The organism is Teichococcus coralli (assembly GCF_009829925.1).
GTDB lineage: Bacteria > Pseudomonadota > Alphaproteobacteria > Acetobacterales > Acetobacteraceae > Pseudoroseomonas > Pseudoroseomonas coralli.
Map to the genome: position 1 here is coordinate 156,447 of NZ_SNVJ01000001.1, position 17,500 is coordinate 173,946.

17 protein-coding genes and 1 tRNA gene are annotated in these 17,500 nt (G+C 72.3%); 2 read left to right on the forward strand and 16 right to left on the reverse strand.

Annotated elements, in window-relative coordinates; all coding sequences use genetic code 11:
• Positions 1 to 37 precede the first annotated feature (37 nt).
• From E0493_RS00715 to E0493_RS00735, 5 genes are all read right to left on the reverse strand, one after another.
• Complete coding sequence (locus E0493_RS00715; protein WP_160934990.1) at positions 38 to 1,117, reverse strand: toxic anion resistance protein; 1,080 nt, start codon at positions 1,115 to 1,117, stop codon at positions 38 to 40.
• A complete protein-coding gene (locus E0493_RS00720) occupies positions 1,114 to 1,857 on the reverse strand; it encodes a hypothetical protein (protein ID WP_160934991.1) in 744 nt (247 codons plus the stop codon). Before E0493_RS00720 ends, E0493_RS00715 begins: the two co-directional genes overlap by 4 nt.
• Positions 1,857 to 2,036: a hypothetical protein gene (locus E0493_RS00725; protein WP_160934992.1), complete on the reverse strand. Its 180-nt coding sequence runs from the start codon at positions 2,034 to 2,036 to the stop codon at positions 1,857 to 1,859. Before E0493_RS00725 ends, E0493_RS00720 begins: the two co-directional genes overlap by 1 nt.
• Positions 2,037 to 2,337: 301 nt before the next feature.
• Entirely contained in the window at positions 2,338 to 4,326 is a 1,989-nt protein-coding gene (locus tag E0493_RS00730; RefSeq protein ID WP_160934993.1) for a PhoX family protein, read from the reverse strand.
• 121 nt (positions 4,327 to 4,447) lie between these two features.
• Positions 4,448 to 5,158 carry a GntR family transcriptional regulator gene (locus E0493_RS00735; RefSeq protein ID WP_160934994.1) on the reverse strand — a complete coding sequence of 237 codons (711 nt, stop codon included), beginning with the start codon at positions 5,156 to 5,158 and terminating at the stop codon, positions 4,448 to 4,450.
• A gap of 76 nt (positions 5,159 to 5,234) precedes the next feature.
• Here E0493_RS00735 and E0493_RS00740 point away from each other — a divergent pair, with 76 nt between their 5' ends.
• Complete coding sequence (locus E0493_RS00740) at positions 5,235 to 6,401, forward strand: benzoate/H(+) symporter BenE family transporter (RefSeq protein WP_160934995.1); 1,167 nt, start codon at positions 5,235 to 5,237, stop codon at positions 6,399 to 6,401.
• 398 nt (positions 6,402 to 6,799) lie between these two features.
• Here E0493_RS00740 and E0493_RS00745 read toward each other — a convergent pair.
• From E0493_RS00745 to E0493_RS00780, 8 genes are all read right to left on the reverse strand, one after another.
• Positions 6,800 to 6,875, reverse strand: a tRNA-His gene (locus E0493_RS00745).
• 91 nt (positions 6,876 to 6,966) lie between these two features.
• Positions 6,967 to 7,140: a DUF1328 domain-containing protein gene (locus E0493_RS00750; protein ID WP_160934996.1), complete on the reverse strand. Its 174-nt coding sequence runs from the start codon at positions 7,138 to 7,140 to the stop codon at positions 6,967 to 6,969.
• Between the two features lie 74 nt (positions 7,141 to 7,214).
• Positions 7,215 to 8,828: a cisplatin damage response ATP-dependent DNA ligase gene (locus E0493_RS00755; RefSeq protein ID WP_202396827.1), complete on the reverse strand. Its 1,614-nt coding sequence runs from the start codon at positions 8,826 to 8,828 to the stop codon at positions 7,215 to 7,217.
• On the reverse strand, positions 8,825 to 9,892 hold the full coding sequence (locus tag E0493_RS00760) for a ligase-associated DNA damage response exonuclease (protein ID WP_160934997.1): 1,068 nt from the start codon (positions 9,890 to 9,892) through the stop codon (positions 8,825 to 8,827). The genes E0493_RS00755 and E0493_RS00760 overlap by 4 nt, the downstream gene beginning before the upstream one ends.
• A 69-nt stretch (positions 9,893 to 9,961) precedes the next feature.
• Entirely contained in the window at positions 9,962 to 10,987 is a 1,026-nt protein-coding gene (locus E0493_RS00765; protein ID WP_160934998.1) for a glycoside hydrolase family 26 protein, read from the reverse strand.
• Between the two features lie 183 nt (positions 10,988 to 11,170).
• A complete protein-coding gene (locus tag E0493_RS00770; RefSeq protein ID WP_160934999.1) occupies positions 11,171 to 11,902 on the reverse strand; it encodes a peptidase in 732 nt (243 codons plus the stop codon).
• The gene (locus tag E0493_RS00775; RefSeq protein ID WP_160935000.1) at positions 11,899 to 12,849 is read right to left on the reverse strand and encodes an alpha-E domain-containing protein; all 951 of its coding nucleotides are present in this window, start codon (positions 12,847 to 12,849) and stop codon (positions 11,899 to 11,901) included. The genes E0493_RS00770 and E0493_RS00775 overlap by 4 nt, the downstream gene beginning before the upstream one ends.
• A 4-nt stretch (positions 12,850 to 12,853) precedes the next feature.
• The gene (locus E0493_RS00780) at positions 12,854 to 14,413 is read right to left on the reverse strand and encodes a circularly permuted type 2 ATP-grasp protein (protein WP_160935001.1); all 1,560 of its coding nucleotides are present in this window, start codon (positions 14,411 to 14,413) and stop codon (positions 12,854 to 12,856) included.
• A 277-nt stretch (positions 14,414 to 14,690) separates the two neighbouring features.
• Here E0493_RS00780 and E0493_RS00785 point away from each other — a divergent pair, with 277 nt between their 5' ends.
• Complete coding sequence (locus tag E0493_RS00785; protein ID WP_160935002.1) at positions 14,691 to 15,374, forward strand: DUF1194 domain-containing protein; 684 nt, start codon at positions 14,691 to 14,693, stop codon at positions 15,372 to 15,374.
• Between the two features lie 13 nt (positions 15,375 to 15,387).
• On the opposite strand, the gene E0493_RS00790 is transcribed toward E0493_RS00785, so the two are convergent.
• The 3 genes from E0493_RS00790 to bufB are packed head-to-tail and all read right to left on the reverse strand — an operon-like array spanning position 15,388 to position 17,452.
• A complete protein-coding gene (locus E0493_RS00790) occupies positions 15,388 to 15,858 on the reverse strand; it encodes a DoxX family membrane protein (protein WP_160935003.1) in 471 nt (156 codons plus the stop codon).
• Entirely contained in the window at positions 15,855 to 16,604 is a 750-nt protein-coding gene (locus E0493_RS00795; protein ID WP_160935004.1) for an HvfC/BufC N-terminal domain-containing protein, read from the reverse strand. The genes E0493_RS00790 and E0493_RS00795 overlap by 4 nt, the downstream gene beginning before the upstream one ends.
• Positions 16,601 to 17,452: an MNIO family bufferin maturase gene (gene bufB / locus E0493_RS00800; protein WP_160935005.1), complete on the reverse strand. Its 852-nt coding sequence runs from the start codon at positions 17,450 to 17,452 to the stop codon at positions 16,601 to 16,603. The genes E0493_RS00795 and bufB overlap by 4 nt, the downstream gene beginning before the upstream one ends.
• Positions 17,453 to 17,500: the final 48 nt, after the last annotated feature.

The window sequence follows — 17,500 nt, forward strand, 5'->3', positions numbered from 1 at the left end:
GCGGCCGCGGTCAAGACCACCGTGGCGAAAACCCGCGTCAGCGGCGCGTGACGTCGGCGCTGGGACGGGTGGCGGTCAGTGCCCGGCGGATCTCGGCCTCGGCCCTGGCCAGCTCCTTGGTGGCCTGCTGGCGGGTGGCGCGGCCCTCCTCGGCGATGCGCAGGCTGTCCTCCAGCGTGGACACCAGGGCGGCATTGGCCTGCTGCACGGCGGCCAGGTCGAAGACGCCGCGCTCCAGCTCGACCCGCGCCTCGGCATTCCCCTGGCGCAGCGTCTCGGCATTGGCGGTGAGCAGCCGGTTGGTCAAATCCGTCGCGGCGCGCACCGCCTCGCCGGCCTCGCGCATGGTCTGGATGGCCAGCGCCTGGGCGAGCTGGGTACGCCAGAGCGGCACGGTATTGGCCAGCACCGAGAGGATCTTGGCGGCCAGCGCCTTGTCGTTCTCCTGAATCAGCCGCAGGCCGGGCAGCGCCTGCATGGCCACCTGGCGCGTCAGCCGCAGGTCGTGCACGCGGCGGTCCAGCTCGTCGCGCGCGGCGCGCAGGTCGCGCAGCTTCTGCGGCGCCAGGGTGTCCTCCGGGTCGGTGGCGGCGCGCTCGGCGGCGGGGATCGCCTCGGCGTCGGTGCGCGCCAGCACCACCTCGCCGGCGGCGATGTGCTCGGCGAGGGCATGGAACCAGTCGAGCGTCGCCGCATAGAGGCGCTCCAGCCGCTCAACATCCTCCAGCAGGCGCGTGCGGTGGGTGTCGAGCTTGTCGCCCACCGTCTCGATCTGCCCGCGCACGCCCTCGTAGCGCTGGATGATGGCCATGGCCTCGGCCTTGCCGCGCCCGAGCAGGCGCGACAGGAAGCCGCGCTTCTCGCTGAGCTGCGTCACGTCGAAGCCGCGCAGCGTGGCGAGCAGGCCGGACAGCGCCTCGCCCGCCTCGCCGGTCGTCTGGTTGCGCGCGGCGCCGAGCATGGCGTCCGCCGCGGCGGCGGCGCGGTTCTGTGCGTCGGCGCCAAAGCGCAGGATGGTGGCGGGATCGGAGAGGTCGATGGAGGAGGCCAGCGAATCCACCTTCTCCGCCGGCACGCCGCGATCCGTCGCGCTGTCGGCCAGTTGGTCGGAACTCATGCGTAACCCTCCTCGCGCAGCCGGTCGGCCAGCACCTTCACCTGGATCTCCAGCGCCGCGCTCTCCTCGGCGCGAATGCGGTCGCGCAGCGCGGTGCTGCCGCGCGCCATGTCCTCCACCAGCCGGGACAGGCTTTCCGGCGGCTCGGCGCCAAGCCTGAGGCGTGCGTCGATGCGCTCCAGACCGTCAAGCTGGAGGTTGAGGAAGCGCCGCGCCTCGCTTCCCGCCTCCGGCCGCCGTGCCATCTCCAGGAGCAGCTCGTGCAGGGCGGCCAGCGCGGGACGCAGCCGGGCATCGGCGCTCGCCAGCGCGGCGAGACGCATCCGGGGCGTCGCCAGGAGGTCGGCAGGGGGTGCGGAAGCAGCCTTCGGCGGCGACTGTGGCATTGGCGGCTCCACTTCCGCCGGCTCGGCGTTGGCATAAAGCAGCCGGGTGCCGAAATAGGCCATGGCGCCAAACACCACGGCCGCAACCGGCGCGACATGCCCCGCCGTGCCGGCGATCATTCCGGTGGCCGCGCCCACCAGCAGCCCGGCAGAACGCGCGTGGCCGCGCCGGAGCTTGCGGATGGCGAGCGCGAGCAGGCCGAGCCCCAGCAACGTGCCCAGGATCGGCTTCGGCGCGCCGCCGATCAGGCTGAACAGCAGCGCCGGCACCAGCGGCAGGGCGGCGAGCACCAGCAGCGCCCCGCGAAGCTGGCGGAACTGCAGCCGGAGCTGCTCCAGGATGCCCGTCTCCATCACGAGAACATTCCGACAAGCGCCTGGAAGAAGGCGAGGATGGCGACGAGCCAGAGCGAACAGCCCAGCAGGGCGAACCCGCCGATCCGGCGCAGCGTCTCGCCCCGCCCGGGCCAGCCGGGGGCGGCATCCGGGCCGCCGGCAGGGCGCGGGCGGTGCCAGCCACGCGGCGCGGACATGCCCGCGTTCCGGCGCGGGTTCCATGGGCCGGGCTGCTCCGCCCAGGGGCCGCTGGCCGAATCATTGTTCCGGCCTTCCCTGCGGCCCCAGGGATCCAGCCGCGGATCCAGCCGCGGATCCGGCCGCTCGGGCCCGGCGGCACGCGGCGCGGCGCCCCCGTCCGGTGGCGACATGCCCGGGCCATCCGGCCGGCCCAACGGCGGGGAAGAGGCTTGTTCCATGCCCTCCAGATTGCCCCTTAGCCACCCGCAATCAAGCGGCGCGGAACCTGGGCGTTGCCCCAGCCGCCGCGCCGGCGGCTCAGGCCCCGATCTTGCCGCCGCCGCGCTTCACGATGGCGATGATGGAGGGACGCGGCGGCATGGCCGGGTCGAAATCCGGCCAGCGGGTCGATGGGTTGGCGAAGCTGCTGCCCTTGTCGTCGCCAGGATGCTGGATGGCCAGGAAAACCGTCTCGTCATCCGGCGTGAAGCAGGGGCCGCAGACCTCGGCGCCGGTGGGCGCCTGGTAGAACAGGCGCGTCAGCGCGCGGCCCTGCCCGTCCGTGTCGGCGGCGTAGAGCCCGTCCGCAACCTCGGAGGTGTTCTGCGCGCCGTCGGTCGCGATCCAGATGCGGCCCTTGCTGTCGAAGGTGCAGTTGTCCGGGCAGGAGAGCCAGCCCTCGGCGCTGGTGCCCTGGTGGTAGCTGGCGCCCGGGTCCACGCCGGGTCTGCCAGCCACCAGAAAGATCTCCCAGCGGCCCTCCGTGGCGGCATGGTCCACCTTGTCGGTGCCGGCGCCGGGTGGGATCATCTCGACGATATGGCCATGCTTGTTGGCCGGGCGCGGATTGGCCCTGTCCACCTGCTCGGGCTTGCGGCGCGAGTTGTTGGTCAGCATCGCATAGACATGGCCGTTGAGCGGGTTGGCCTGCACGTCCTCCGGCCGGTCCATCGGCGTGGCCTTCAGCAGGTCGGCGGCACGGCGCGTCTCGATCAGCACATCGGCCTGGCTGATGAAGCCGTTCGCGGCGGTCAGCGGTCCCTGGCCGTGCACCAGCGGCAGCCACTCCATCCGGCCGTCCTCGTGGAACCGGGCAACGTAGAGCGTGCCGTCGTCCAGCAGGTCACGGTTGGCGGCGGAGTCCTGCGGGTTCCAGGGGCGGGCGGTGACGAACTTGTAGACGTAGTCGAAGCGTTCGTCGTCGCCCATGTAGAAGACCACCCGGCCGTCGGCGGAGACGGCGTGGGTGCAGCCCTCGTGCTTGAAGCGGCCGAGCGCGGTGCGCTTCACCGGCTGGCTCTGCGGGTCGTAGGGGTCGAACTCCACCACCCAGCCAAAGCGGTTCGGCTCGTTCGGCTCCTTGTCCAGGTTGAAGCGGTCCACATGCCGCGGCCAGGAGTAGCTGGCCTGCTCGACAATGCCGTAGCGCTTGTACATGGCGGCCTGCGCGCCGCTCTTGGCCGCCGCGCCGCCGAAATACTGGTTGAAGTTCTCCTCGCAGGTGATGACCGTGCCCCAGGGCGTGTTGCCCCCGGCGCAGTTGTTCAGCGTGCCCAGCGCCAGGCGGCCGCTCGGGTCGGCGCCGGTCTTCAGCCGGTCGTGCCCGGCGGCGGGGCCGCTGATGCGGATCGGCGTCTCGGCGGTGATGCGGCGGTTCAGGCGGGCCGCCTTCACCGGCGCCCAGCGGCCATTCTCCCGGCGGATCTCGACGACGGACATGCCATGGGCGGCCATCTCGATCCGCGCCTGCTCCGGAGTGGATTTCAGGCGGGCGGTTTCGTCCTCGCCCATGTCGGGGAACATGAGCTGCGTGTCGGCGTATTCGTGGTTCACCGCCAGCAGGCCGTGGTCGGCGTTCCGGCTGCCGCGCGGCAATGGGAAGAAGTCCACGTAGTCGTTGTTGTAGCCGAACTGGGCGGCCTGCGCCGCGGCGGACTGGCTACGCGGCGCGAAGGCGGGCGCGTCCGGCAGCACCGGGTCGCCCCAACGGATCACCGTCTGGATCTCGTAGCCCTCCGGCACGGCGTCACGCTCGGCGAGCTGATGGGAAAGCTCCTTGAAGCCCAGGCTGGAGGAGCTGGCTTCGGCCGCCAGGGCACGGCCGCCGGAGGCGAGAAGCTGGTCGGCCAACGTCGCGGTGGCCGCCGCGCCGATCAGGCCGCGCAGCGCGGCGCGGCGCGAGAGGCGGCGCTCGATCATGGCGCCGATGGTGTTCTCCGGCCGTGGGTTGCTGCCGATGTCCTCGATTTCCAGCGGCTTGTGCCCGCCCGGTTCGCGGCGGCCCTTGGGCAGGTTGGTATCTGGCATGGTGTCACGTCCCGGTCAGCAGGCGGCGGCAACGGAAAGGCCGCCGCGCACGGCAGAGAACTTCAGGCAGGCGTCATGCAGATGACCGCCGCATGAAGGTTTTATTGCGGCGGCGGTCCGATCACGGGCGCCGAGCCGGGCGGGCCGAGAAAAACGCCGCGATGGCCGCGGCCGCATGGTCGATATGCCCCTCCAAGACCGCCGCCGCCGTGTCGGCGCGACCAGCCCCGGCCGCCTCCAGCATGGCGCGGTGATCCTCCTGCGCCATTCGCTCCCGGCCCTGCGCCGCGAGGTGGAAGCGAAGGTAGCGGTCAAAGGCCGCGAGGTGCTGCTCGACCAGCGCCAGCAGGCGCGGATGCCCTGCGGCGGCGTAGAGCGCCATGTGGAACTGCCGGTTCAGCAGGCCCATCCGTCCGGGATCGGGCTCGACATCCATGGCCGTGATCAACGCGGCGGCGCACTCGCGCTGCGCCGTCGTCAGGCGAGGAACCGACAGCCGGAGCGCCGCCGGCTCCAGCGCCCGGCGGATCGCGAAGAGATCGGCCGCGTCGGCGGCGGAGATTTCCGCCACCACGGCACCGCGATGCGGCGACATCTCCACCAATGCCTGGGCCTCAAGCTGCCGCAGCGCCTCGCGGACGGGCATGCGGCTGACGCCCAGCCGCTCGGCCAGTTCCTCCTGCCGCAGCGGGGTGCCGCCGGCCAGCCGCCCTTCCAGGATCGCAGCCTTCAGCCTCGCCTCCACGAACTCGGCGGCGGTTCGCCAACGCGGCGCGGTGGCATCGGCGAGGACATCAAGCGGGGAAGCAGGAGGAGGAAGAGCAGGATTCATCCGATATCCAGCCGTTGATTGGATCCAACATTACGCTACCCTCAGCCGCGGATCCAGCCGCGGGAGAGGGCAGCGCATGGTGGAGCGGAAGGCGGGGCTGGTGCAGCCGGTGATCGCGGGCGTCCTGGCGGCGGTGGTGGGCTTCGCCTCCTCCTTCACCGTGGTGCTGCAGGGCTTCCGCGCGATGGGCGCCAGCCCCGCCGAGGCGGCCTCCGGCCTGCTGGCGCTCTGCGTCGTGCAGGGCGCGCTCGGCCTCTGGCTCAGCCTCCGGCGCCGGATGCCGATCGTGCTGGCATGGTCCACCCCCGGCGCGGCGCTGCTGGTCTCCACCGGCGCGCCGGCCGGTGGTTTCCCGGTGGCCGTCGGCGCCTTTCTGCTGACTGGTCTGTTGATCCTGCTGGCGGGCCTCTGGCGTCCCTTCGGGCGTGCCGTCGCCGCCATTCCGGCCAGCCTCGCCAGCGCCATGCTGGCCGGGGTGCTGCTGGAGATCTGCCTGGCGCCGGTGCGCGCGGTGGAGGCCCTGCCCCTTCTAGCCCTGCCGGTGGTGCTGGCCTGGGCGCTCGCCTGGCGCTTCGCCCGGCTCTATGCCGTGCCGGTCGCCGTGGCGGTCGCGGCGGCGATGATCCTGCTCGCCACGCCGCTGCCTGCGGGCACGCTGGGTGACATCGTGCCGCGCCTGGAGTGGGTGACGCCACACCCCAGCCTCGGCGCGGCCATCGGCATCGCCCTGCCGCTGTTCCTGGTCACCATGGCCTCGCAGAACGTGCCCGGCCTCGCGGTGCTGCATTCCCAGGGCTTCCGGCCGGAGCCCGGCCCGATCTTCTCCGTCACCGGCATCGCCAGCGCGCTGATCGCCCCCTTCGGCGCGCATTCCATCAACCTGGCCGCCATCACCGCCGCGCTGTGCGCCGGGCCGGATGCGCATCCCGATCCGGCGCGGCGCTGGGTGGCCTCGGCGACGACGGGGATCAGCTACATGCTGCTCGGGCTCGGGGCGAGCTTCGCGGCGGCCTTCATCGCCGCCTCGCCGCCGCTGCTGATCGAGGCGGTGGCCGGGCTGGCGCTGCTCGGCAGCCTGGGTGGCGCGCTGACCGCCGCCATGGCGCATGAGCGGGATCGGCTGCCGGCGGTGCTCACCTTCGTCACCACCGCGTCGGGGCTTGCGCTGTTCGGCATCGGGGCGGCGTTCTGGGGCCTGATCGCCGGCGGCGTGCTGCTGCTGCTGGACCGGCTGCGGGGCTGAGCCGCAGAACAGGCTGGCCCGCAGCCCGTCGAGCGCGATCTGCACTGCCGACGCGGCAGGATCATGCCAAGGACCCGGCCGGCCACCTGACCGCCGGCCGCGCCGGGGACGCGCCCGACCGGCGCCGCCAGCAGCGCCACCAACCGGCCGCCGGCGAGCGCGAAGGCCACGAGCACATCGCAGCGATGCCGACGGCATGCCGCGCCTCGCGGCGGCGCGCCACCGGCGTCTCGTCCGGCGTGTTGCCGAGAGCAGGATGGCCGGTCCCGGCGGATCCAGGATCACCAGCAGCATGATGGAAGCATTGGGGCGACGCGCATCGCCTCGGGCACCGGCATCGAAGCTCCATGGCGGCCATGGAGGGCGATGTTCTGCGATGCTTCAAGGAGGGGTGAGGCTGGGGCGACCTACGGGACTCGAACCCGTGACATCCAAGACCACAACCTGGCGCTCTACCAACTGAGCTAAGGCCGCCACACCCACATGCCGGGCGCCGAGAGGCGCCGGGCGGGGCGGAAATAGTCCGCGCGCGCCCCGCCGTCAACAGGGCACGCGCGACGGACGATCAGGCGACGGCGGCGCCACCCACCAGCGCCAGGATCAGGAAGATGACGAACAGCACCAGGAAGATGCCGAACAGGATCTTGGCGATCGTCCCGGTGGCGGCGGAAACGCCGGTAAAGCCCAGCCCACCCGCGATCAGCGAGATGACCAGGAAAATCAGGGCCCATTTCAGCATGTTGGCATCCTCCTGCGATTCCCGCCCAAGGCGGCTCCGCGAAGGCAACGCGGCAGGCGCGGCACAGTTCCCGCTCAGCTCAGGTTATTCTCGCTGCTTTCGACCATGGCCATGAGCGTTTCCAGACGGTCGGCTTCCGCGGCGGGCTTGTCGGGGCGCAGGCGGGAAATGCGCGGGAAGCGCATGGCCACCCCGGACTTGTGCCGGGAGGAGAGCTGCGCGGCATCGAACACCACCTCCAGCACCAGCGCCTTCTCCACCTCCCGCACCGGGCCGAAGCGGGCCGTCGTGTGGTTGCGGATCCATCGGTCCAGCCAGACCAGCTCCTGGTCGGTATAGCCGGAATAGGCCTTGCCGACCGGCACCAGCTCCTGCCCTCCCTCCCTGTCAGCGCGCCAGAGGCCGAAGGTGTAGTCGCTGTAGGTACTGCTGCGCTTGCCGTGGCCGCGTTGGGCGTACATCAGCACCGCATCCACCGCGAGCGGCGCGCGCTTCCACTTCCACCACAGGCCCTTCGGGCGCCCGGCGAGGTACGGCGCATCGCCGCGCTTCAGCATCAGCCCCTCGATGCCGGCGGCCCGCGCGCCCTCGCGCAGGCCGGTGAGCTGCTCCACCGAGGCGAAGGCGACCTGCGGCGAAAGGTCCATCCGCGCCGGATGGGTGCGGGCGAACCAGGCTTCCAGCCGGTCGCGCCGGGCGTCGAAAGGCAGCGGGCGCAGGTCCTCGCCGGCCTCGAAGAGCAGGTCGTAGAGCCGCAGGCCCACGGGGTAGTCGCGCAGCATTTTGGGGCCGACCACCTTGCGGTTCAGCCGCTGCTGCAGGTCGGCGAAGGGGGCGACGACGCCGTCGCGGATCACCAGCAGCTCGCCATCCACCACGGCGTGGAAGTCCATCGCCTCCAGGACCTCCGGGAAGGCGCCCGACATGTCCTCGCCGGTGCGCGACCACAGGCGGCGCCCGCCCGGGCCGGCGGCGGCCTGCACGCGCACCCCGTCCCATTTCCATTCGGCGCGGAAGGCGGCGTGGTCCAGCGCGGCGAGATCCGGCGCCTCCAGCGGCTGGGCCAGCATGGGGGAGCGGAAAACCGGCGCGTCGCGCGGGTCGGGGCGCGGCCCCCGCCCCTCCAGCCAGGCGAAGAGCGGCAGGTAGGGCGGCGGCACGCCGTGCCACACCTCCTCGATCTCTTCCACCGGCTGGCCGGACCACTCCGCCAGCGCCTGCCGGGCCAGCCGCCCCGAGGCGCCGACGCGCAGCCCGCCGGTGACGAGCTTGATCAGTGCCAGTCGCCCGCCGGGGTCGAGAACGTCCAGCCACTCGGCGAGCCGCGCCGGGATCTCGCTCCTGGGCAGCAGTTCCAGCGTCTCCACCACCTCGGAGAGGTCGGGCGGCGCGCGGTTGGGGCGCGCCGGCGGCTCGGGCCAGATCAGCGCCACCGTCTCGGCGAGGTCGCCCACATAGTCGTGGCTCCAGGCCAGCAGCACCGGGTCAATCCGTGTCGCCACCAAATCCCGCACCAGGGATGGCTTGGCGGTGGAGAAGGCCAGGTCGCCGGCGATGGCGGCCAGCCCGACGCCGCGGTCCGGGTCGGGCTGGGTGGCGAACCAGCGGCGCAGCAGGGCGAGCTTGGCGTTGCGGCCGGGGGTGAAAAGCAGCCGTTCCAGCAGTTCGGCGAAGGCGGGCAGGCTCATGCCGCGGCCTCGGAATCCTCGGGCGTGGCAACGTCATCGGCCGTCTCGTCCTCGTCGCGGCCAAGCAGGTGCAGCGCCCGGCCGCGAACCCCGCGCGCGGCCAGCGCGTGGATCAGCGCCTCCTCCCGGCCATGCGTCACCCAGACCTCCGGTGCGCCGACCTCGGCGATGGTGGCCAGGAGGTGGTCCCAGTCCGCATGGTCGCTGACGATCAGCGGCAGTTCCACGCCGCGCGCCTTGGCCCGCTGCCGCACCCGCATCCAGCCTGAGGCCAGGGCGGTGACAGGGTCGGCCAGGCGCCGCGCCCACGGGCTGGCCTCGGCCGAGGGCGGGGCGAGGACGATCTCGCCGGGCAGCACGGTTTCGCCGCGTTTCTGCGGCCGCGGTACGGGGCGCAGATCGCCAAGGCCGATGCCGAAGCGTTCGTAGAGGGCGCACATGCTGGCCTGCGCGCCGTGGAGGTAGAGCGGCCGGTCCCAGCCGGCCTGCCGGAGGACGGCGATCAGCCGCTGGCACTTGCCGAGCGCGTAGCAGCCGACGAGGTGCGCCCGCTCCGGGAACAGCGCCACGCTTTCCAGCAGGCGGCGCATCTCCTGCTCCGCCGGCGGGTGGCGGAAGACCGGCAGGGCGAAGGTGGCCTCGGTGACGAAGACGTCGCAAGGCACCGGCTCGAAGGGTGCGCAGGTCGGGTCCGGCTGGCGCTTGTAGTCGCCGGAGACGACAAGGCGGCTGCCCTCCCATTCCAGCACCACCTGCGCCGAACCCAGCACGTGCCCGGCCGGCACCAGGGTGAGGCGGACGCCCTTCTGCACCAGCGGCTCGTGGTAGCGCAGCGGAAGCTGGCTTTCCCCCGCCCGGCCCTCGCCCAGCCGGGCGGTCATGATCGCCAGCGTTTCCGGGGTGGCCAGCACGGCGCCATGGCCTGGACGGGCGTGGTCGGAATGGCCGTGGCTGATGATGGCGCGCGGCACCGGCAGGGCCGGGTCGATGTGGAAGTCCCCGGGCTCGCAATAGAGCCCCTCGGGGGTGATGCGGATCCAGCTTTCCGGGTGTGGCGCGGCCATGTTGCTGAAAGGCGTGGGCGGGGCAAAAGGCTGCACAAGCCCTGACGGATTTTGCCGCCCCGCCGCGCCTCAGGGGCCGCGGGAAATGCCGGCCGGCCCGCCGGGAACCGGGCAGAAGGCTTCGCGGAACGCCGCCTCGCTGTCCGGCCAGCGGCCGCTGGAGAGCTGCCCCTGGTAGTCGGCGTCGTGGTTCCAGTAGTTGGTGTAGAGCACGTTGTGCCGGCCCACCCAGTCGCGGAAAAGCTGGATGAAGGGCCCCGCGTTGTCTCCCTGGATGCCCCATTCCGAATAGGCCGTGGGCTTGCCGCGCTGGGCGGCGAAATCCTCGATGAAGCGGAGGCCGTAGCGGTTGTCGCGGATCGCCTCGAAGGCCTTCACCGGGTCGTTCGGCAGGTACTGGTGCTTCCAGTAGAAATCCATGCCGATGACGTCCACGTAGCTGTCGCCCGGATAGGCCTTCAGCGGGTCCATCGCCTCGCCGTAGTTGATGTTCCACTCGAAGCGGAACTTGTCCGAGACGGAACGGAAGGCATCCACGATGTGACGGAAGGTGGCGACGAAATCCTTCTCCTTGCCGCGCGCGGCCCAGGGGAACCAGTCGCCGTTCATCTCCCAGCCCAGCCGCACCTTGATGGTCCCGTCCGGCCAGGGCTTGGTTTTCGCCAGCGCCTGGGCGGCCGTGACGTAGTAGCGGTTGTAGGCGCCGCTTGCCGCCGCCTTCAGGCTTGAATGGCGGGGGATCATCGCCACCGACCACAGCACGGGCTTGTTGAGGCCGCGGAACTGGTCGATGAACCATTGCGGCCAGCCGATGCCTTCCCAGCTCGCCTGGTCGGTGAACACCATCAGGTGCGGGACCGGGCAGCCCAGCCACTTCTCGAACTGGTGGATCAGCTTTGGGTCGTTGGCGGAATATGCGCTGAGGGTGGTGAAGGTCTCCTTGGCCGCGGCGGGCGGCGCCAAAAGCAGCGGCGCCGCCAGCAGCAGCGGCAGCAGCCGCGCGGCCCGGCGCGACGGCCGCCGGGGCGCGGGCGCCGGCACGGTGCCATGCGGGGCATGGCAGGCGGGCGGGGATGTCTGCGCTTCCTTCGGCATCTCGGCTCCAGCTTCTCCTGCATCCGGGCTGCCCCGCCGGACGGGGCCTTCCTGACCTAGCCGGTCTTGCCGCGGAATGTGAGATTTCGGCGCCTTTTGGAACGCCCAAGCACGCGGACGTGACGAGTGCATGCTCAAGGTCGCGAGAAGATCCGCAACCCGCCCGCGGCGGTTGCGCGGCGCCTAGAGCCAGTCCGGTGCCGGCATCTGCCGGTAGGCCTCGCGCAGCGCGGTGGACCAGCGCTCGCGCAGGTCATGGAAGTAGGGGTCCTCCTCGGTGATCCGCCGCTGCAGCCGGACCTGCAGGCTGTTGGCCTCATAGACGAGCAGGTCGAGCGGCAGGCCCACCGTCAGGTTGGAGCGCAGCGTGCTGTCCATGCTGACCAGGGTGAGCGTCACCCCGTCCTCCAGCCTGGTGGCGTGGCTCAGCGCGCGGTCGAGGATGGGCTTGCCATACTTGTGCTCGCCGATCTGCAGGAAGGGCGTGTCCGTGGTCGCCTCGATGAAGTTGCCGGCGGCGTAGAGGAGGTAGAGCCGCTGCGGCCCGCCGGCGATCTGCCCGCCCAGCATGATGGAGACGTCGAAGCGCACGTCCTGCGCCCGCAGCATCGGCCCGTCCACTTCATAGACCGCGCGGATGGCGGCGCCGACAAGCTGCGCCGCGCGGAACATGCTGCCGACCCCGTGCAGCGTCTGCTTCTCGCCGTCGAGCAGCACGCCTTCGGAAAGGCGGCTCCACACCGCCTGGGTGATGGCGAGGTTGCCGGCGGCCATCAGGCAGAGCACCCGCTCGCCCGGCACCACGGCGGTGTACATCTTCGAATAGGTGGAGATGTGGTCCACCCCCGCATTGGTGCGGGTATCGGCCAGCATCACCAGCCCCTGCTCCAGCCAAAGGCCGACGCAGTAGGTCATGCCGCACGCCCGCTCAGGTAGGAGGCGGCGATCTCCTGGCCGAGCCGGATGTTCTCGTCGATCACGCCGGTCAGGAAGCCATGCAGCCCGCTTTCCATGATCGGCTCGATGCGGCCGTAGCGCAGGCGGGCGTGCAAGGCGCCGGCCAGGCGGTGGCACTCGCCCTGCGCGCCGCCACTCGCCAGCGCGATGGCCTGAAGCGTCTGCTCGACCCGCCGGTAGCAGGCGAGCAGCGAGCGCGGCAGCTCCGGCCGCAGGATCAGCAGCTCCGCCACCCGCTGCGGGTCCAGCCGGGCGTGATAGACGTGCTGGAAAGCGCGCAGCGCCGCCACCGAGCGCAGCACCGCCTGCCATTGCGCGTAGCAGGCCGCGTCGGCCGCCGCGCCCTGGGCGAAGGCGGCGTGCCGCGCGTCGAGCAGCCGGGCGGTGTTGTCGGCGCGCTCCAGCATGGTGCCGAGATGGGTGAAGCGCCAGGCGTCGTCGCGCAGCATGGTGTCGGCGGCGGCGCCGTTGAACAGCAGCGTGCGCGAGGTCACCCAGTCCAGGAAGCCCGGCAGCCGGTCGCCGCGGATGGCGCTGCCGTCGAGCCGGCGGAACTCGATCCAGGTGTCGTTGATCGCCGCCCACATGTCCACCGTCAGCGCGGTGCGGACGATGCGGGCATTGCGCCGCGCCGCCTCGATGCAGGCGGCGATGCCGGCGGGGTTGGCCGGGTCCAGCGTCAGCCAGTGGACGGCGTCCTCCTGCAGCATGCCGCCGTAGCGGTCGCGGAAGCTGGGCTCGCAGCCGGCGGCGACCATCAGCGCGCGCCATTCCTTCTCGGCGCCACTCAGCGGCTGCGCCAGCAGCGCCATGCGCAGCGTGGCGGCGAGGCCGCGCGCGACGTTGCCGGCCCGCTCGGAGTAGCGGCCCAGCCAGAACAGGCTGTCGGCGGTGCGGGAGAGCATGGCCTCAGCCCTCCCCGCGGGCGGAATCGTTGGCGGGAGGCGGCCCGGCCATGCGCTGCTCCATGCCGCCCATCCGCTGCACCATGCCGCCGGGTCCCTGCGACTGCACCGGCCCTTCCGCCGGCGCCTCGTCGAGCACCCAGGTGTCCTTGGTGCCGCCGCCCTGGCTGGAATTGACCACCAGCGAGCCCTTGCGCAGCGCGACGCGGGTCAGCCCGCCCGGCACCATCCGCACGGTGCGGCCGAACAGCACGAAGGGCCGCAGGTCCACATGGCGCGGCTCCACCCCCTCCTCGCAGAGCGTCGGCACGGTGGAGAGCGCCAGGGTCGGCTGCGCGATGTAGTCGCCGGGGCGGGCGCGGATGCGGGCGGCGAAGTCGGCGCGCTGCTCCTCCGTCGCGTGCGGGCCGACCAGCATGCCGTAGCCGCCCGAGCCGCGCGCCAGCTTCACCACCAGCTTGTCCAGGTTGGCCAGCACATAGTCGCGGTCCGCCTCGCGCTCGCACATGAAGGTGGGGACGTTGGCCAGGATCGGCTCCTCCTTCAGGTAGAAGCGCACCATCTCCGGCACATAGGGATAGATCGCCTTGTCGTCGGCGATGCCGGCGCCCGGCGCGTTGGCCAGCGAAACGTTGCCGGCGCGGTAGGCGGCCATCAGTCCGGGAATGCCGAGCGCCGAATCCGGGCGGAACGCCTCGGGGTCCAGGAAGTCGTCGTCAATGCGGCGGTAGATGACGTCCACCCGCTGCGCGCCGGCGGTGGTGCGCATGTAGACCACGTCGTCGCGCACGAAGAGGTCGGCGCCCTCCACCAGTTCGACGCCCATCTCGTCGGCCAGGAAGGAGTGCTCGTAGTAGGCGCTGTTGTAGGAGCCGGGGGTCAGCACCACCACCTTGGGGTCACCGGGGCAGTTCGGCGGCGCGATGCCCTTCAGCGTCTCCAGCAGTTCCTCGGGATAATGGCTGACCGGGGCGATGCGGTGGCGGGAGAAGGCGCCGGGAAAGAGGCGCAGCATGGCCTCCCGGTTCTCCAGCATGTAGGAGACGCCCGAGGGCGTGCGGCAGTTGTCCTCCAGCACGTAGAACTGGTCCGGCCCGGTCCGCACCAGGTCGATGCCGGAGATCACGGTGTAGACGCCGCCGGGCGGGGTGAAGCCCACCATGGCGGGCAGGTAGCCCTCGTTCTCCAGCACCAGGCTGGCCGGGATCCGGCCGGCCTTGATGATCTCCTGCGCGCCGTAGGCGTCGGCGAGGAAGGCGTTGAGTGCCCGCACCCTTTGCTCCAGCCCCTGGGCCAGGCGCTCCCATTCATCGCGCGAGAGGATGCGGGGGATGACGTCGAAGGGGATCAGCCGCTCCGGGTCGCCCCCCTCGGTATAGACGGCGAAGGTCACGCCGATGCGGCGGAACAGCACTTCCGCCTCGCGGCGCTTCTGCTCAAGGGCGGCCTGACCGGTTGCCTCCAGGAAACGGGCCATCTCGGCATAGGGGGGACGGATGCCGCCATCGGCGTTCATCTCGTCAAAGGCGGAGGCGGAGCGATCGGCCACGTTCAGATCCGGCATCCTCGGCGGTTGCACGATGTGTCGCCCTGCGCGGGCGGGGCCTTGGTCCCGCAAGGGAGCCCGCCCAGGGAACAACGATACGGCAAGTTGAGCAAGGCGAGCAGGGGCGGCGCAAGCCGCCTGCAGCGGTTGAAAGCGCCGTGAGCCTGTCGGTTTCGCCGGCATCTGCCCAAGCGCGCGCCAGCCCTGCCCGCGTGCCGGGCGGTTCCGCGATCGTGCTTGACCCCTGCGGCCCCTGCGCCGGAGGCTGGCGCGGTTCGATGCAGGGAGTGCCCGCATGCGCCGTCGCCCGCTTCTCGCTGCCCCTTTCCTGGCTGCGCCGGCGCTGCTTGCCGCCCGCCCGTCCCGCGCTGCGGGCCCGCCGGTGGACGTGGCGCTGGTGCTTGCCGTGGATGCCTCGGGCAGCATCAGCCCGGAGGAGTTCCGCCTGCAGCGCGAAGGCTGCGCCGAGGCGGTGACGCACCCCGCGGTGCTCGCCGCCATCACCGGCGGGCTGGTTGGCGCGATCGGGATCACGCTGGTGGAATGGGGCGCACCCGGCGGGGCGGCGACCGTGGTGCCCTGGCACCGGGTGGCGGACGCCGCGAGCGCCGCCGCCCTTGCCGAGGCGCTGCGCGAGGCGCCGCGCTCCCGCCAGAGCTGGAACGCCATTGGCGACGCCATCACGCATGCGGCGGCGCTGCTGGAGGACGGGCCTTTCGAGGCAACCCGGCAGGTGATCGACGTCTCCGGCGACGCCCCGGACATGCGCAGCCACCGCCCCGCCCCGATGGCGCGGGACGCGGCGGTGGCGGCCGGCATCACCGTCAACGCGCTGGCCATCGCGGAGGCCCGCGCGGGCTTGGCGGAGCGCTACCGGGCCGAGGTGATCGGCGGCCCCGGCGCCTTCGTGATGGAGGCCACCGGGCGCGCCGACTTCGCCCGCGCCCTGCGCGCCAAGCTGGTGCGCGAGATCGCCTGAGCGGCCCCGGCGGTCAGCGCGGCAGCGCCGGGACCGGCCAGCGCCGGGCGAGCAGGTGGTCGAGCGAGACGGCGCCCGGCCCGCGCGCCACCGTCAGCAGGAACAGCGTCGCCCAGACGCCGTGCGTCGGCCAGGCGGCGGGATAGACGAAGATCTCGATCACCAGCGTCATGCCGAGCAGGGCGAGCGCAGCCGCCCGGCTGGCGAGTCCAAGCACCAGCAGCGCCGGGAAGAGGTGTTCGGCGATGGCGGCGAGCGTGGCGGCCAGAGTGGGGTCGAGCAGCGGCAGGCGGTACTCGTAGCGGAACAGCTCGACGGCGCTTTCGGCGAGGCGCCAGCCCTCCAGCTTGGTCTGGCCGGACTGCCAGAAAACCGCCGCCGGAAACAGGCGGGCGGCCAGCAGCAGCAGGTCGTCGGGAACGCGGCCGCCGAGCCGGGCCAGCACGTGGAAAGGCCGGGGCGGGTGGAGGCGGGAGAGGCTCATGCCGCGCCCCCCTCCACCAGCGCCCCGGTGCGCAGCAGGATGGCGAGCGTTCCCATCTGGCTGAAGCCGGGCGGGCAGTGCGCGGCGGCGTCCGCCAGGCCGGCGCCCGTGCCGAGCGCCATGGCGAAGCCGGCGCCCCCGGGGGGCAGGCGGTGCACCAGCACCTGCAGGTCCGGCCGCGTCACCAGCGCCTCCTCGCCCTCCCAGGATGCGACCGGGCCGAGCGGCATCTCGCCGGCATTCATCGCCCAGAGCGTGACGACCGGATGCGGCGAGCGCAGCAGGCGGGCGGCCGGGTGCAGCGCGAGGCGCAGCGGGGCGTCCTGCGCCGCGTCGGCGACCGCCTCCAGGCGCAGCGGCGGCACGTCCGCGGCGTGGTAGGCGCCTACCCGCGCCGCCTCCAGCCGGGCGACGTCCGCCAGGTAGGGCAGCCCCGCCGCGGGCGGGAAGCCGGCAACGAATTCGGGAAAGCCGTCGCCGTATTCGAGCAGCACCGGCGAGCGCGGCGGGTGGTGTTGCACGAAGGCGCGGGCCATGCCGGCGAAGAAGTCTTTCCCGACCAGGCGCTGCACGGCCGGATGGCGCAGCGCCAATGCGGCGATCAGACCGTGAGCGACGTTGTTGCGGTAGACCGCGAAACGCCGCGCCAGGTCGGCGCCCGGTGCCGCGCGGAGGCCGGTCGGCGGCGCCGCCTCCGGGTCAAGCAGCGCCCGCGCGAAGCCGGCCTGGAAGGCGGCGGCGTTCATGCGGCCACTCCCTGCGCCGCCTGGCGCAGCAGGGCGCCAGCGCGCGCGGCCTCGCGCCGCAGCACGGGCCAGGCGGGCACGTCGTTGTCCCACTCGATCAGCGTGGCGACCGGCCCGGTGCGCGCCAGCACCTCGGCGTAGAGTGCCCAGACCTGGTCATCCACCGGCGTGCCGTGCGCGTCGATCAGCAGGGTCGCCGCGCCGGCCGGCACGGCGGCATGGCCGGCGAGGTGGATCTCGCCCACCATCGCCAGCGGAAAGGCAGCGAGGTAGGCGCGCGGCGCGAAGCCCTGGTTGGCCGCCGCGACGACGACGTTGTTGACGTCGAGCAGCAGGCCGCAGCCGGTGCGGCGGGCGACCTCGGCGAGGAACTCGGTCTCGGGGATGCGGCTCTCCGCGAAACCCAGGTAGGTGGCCGGATTCTCCAGCAGCATCTGCCGGCCGAGGCAGTCCTGCACCTCGGCGACATGCGCCACCACCCGCGCCAGCGTCGCCTCGGTGTAGGGCAGCGGCAGCAGGTCGTTGAGAAAGGCCGGACCGTGGCTCGACCAGGCGAGGTGCTCGGAGAAGCTCGCCGGCGCGTAGCGGTCGCAGAGCGCGCGCAGCCGGCGCAGGTGGGCGGCGTCCAGCGGCTGGGCGCCGCCGATCGAGAGCCCGACGCCGTGCAGCGACAGCGCGTAGTCCTGCCGCAGCCTGGCAAGCTGGGCATGGGGCGGGCCGCCCTGGCCCATGTAGTTCTCGGCATGCACCTCGATGAAGCCGAGCGGCTGCGGCCCGGACAGGATGTGTTCGAAGTGCCGCGGCTTGAAGCCGACCCCGGCCGCGGGGGGAAGCAAGGAGGCGCGCATGGGCAGGGTGCCTTCGCTGGGGAGGGAAAGCGGGCGGCGGGGCGCGCC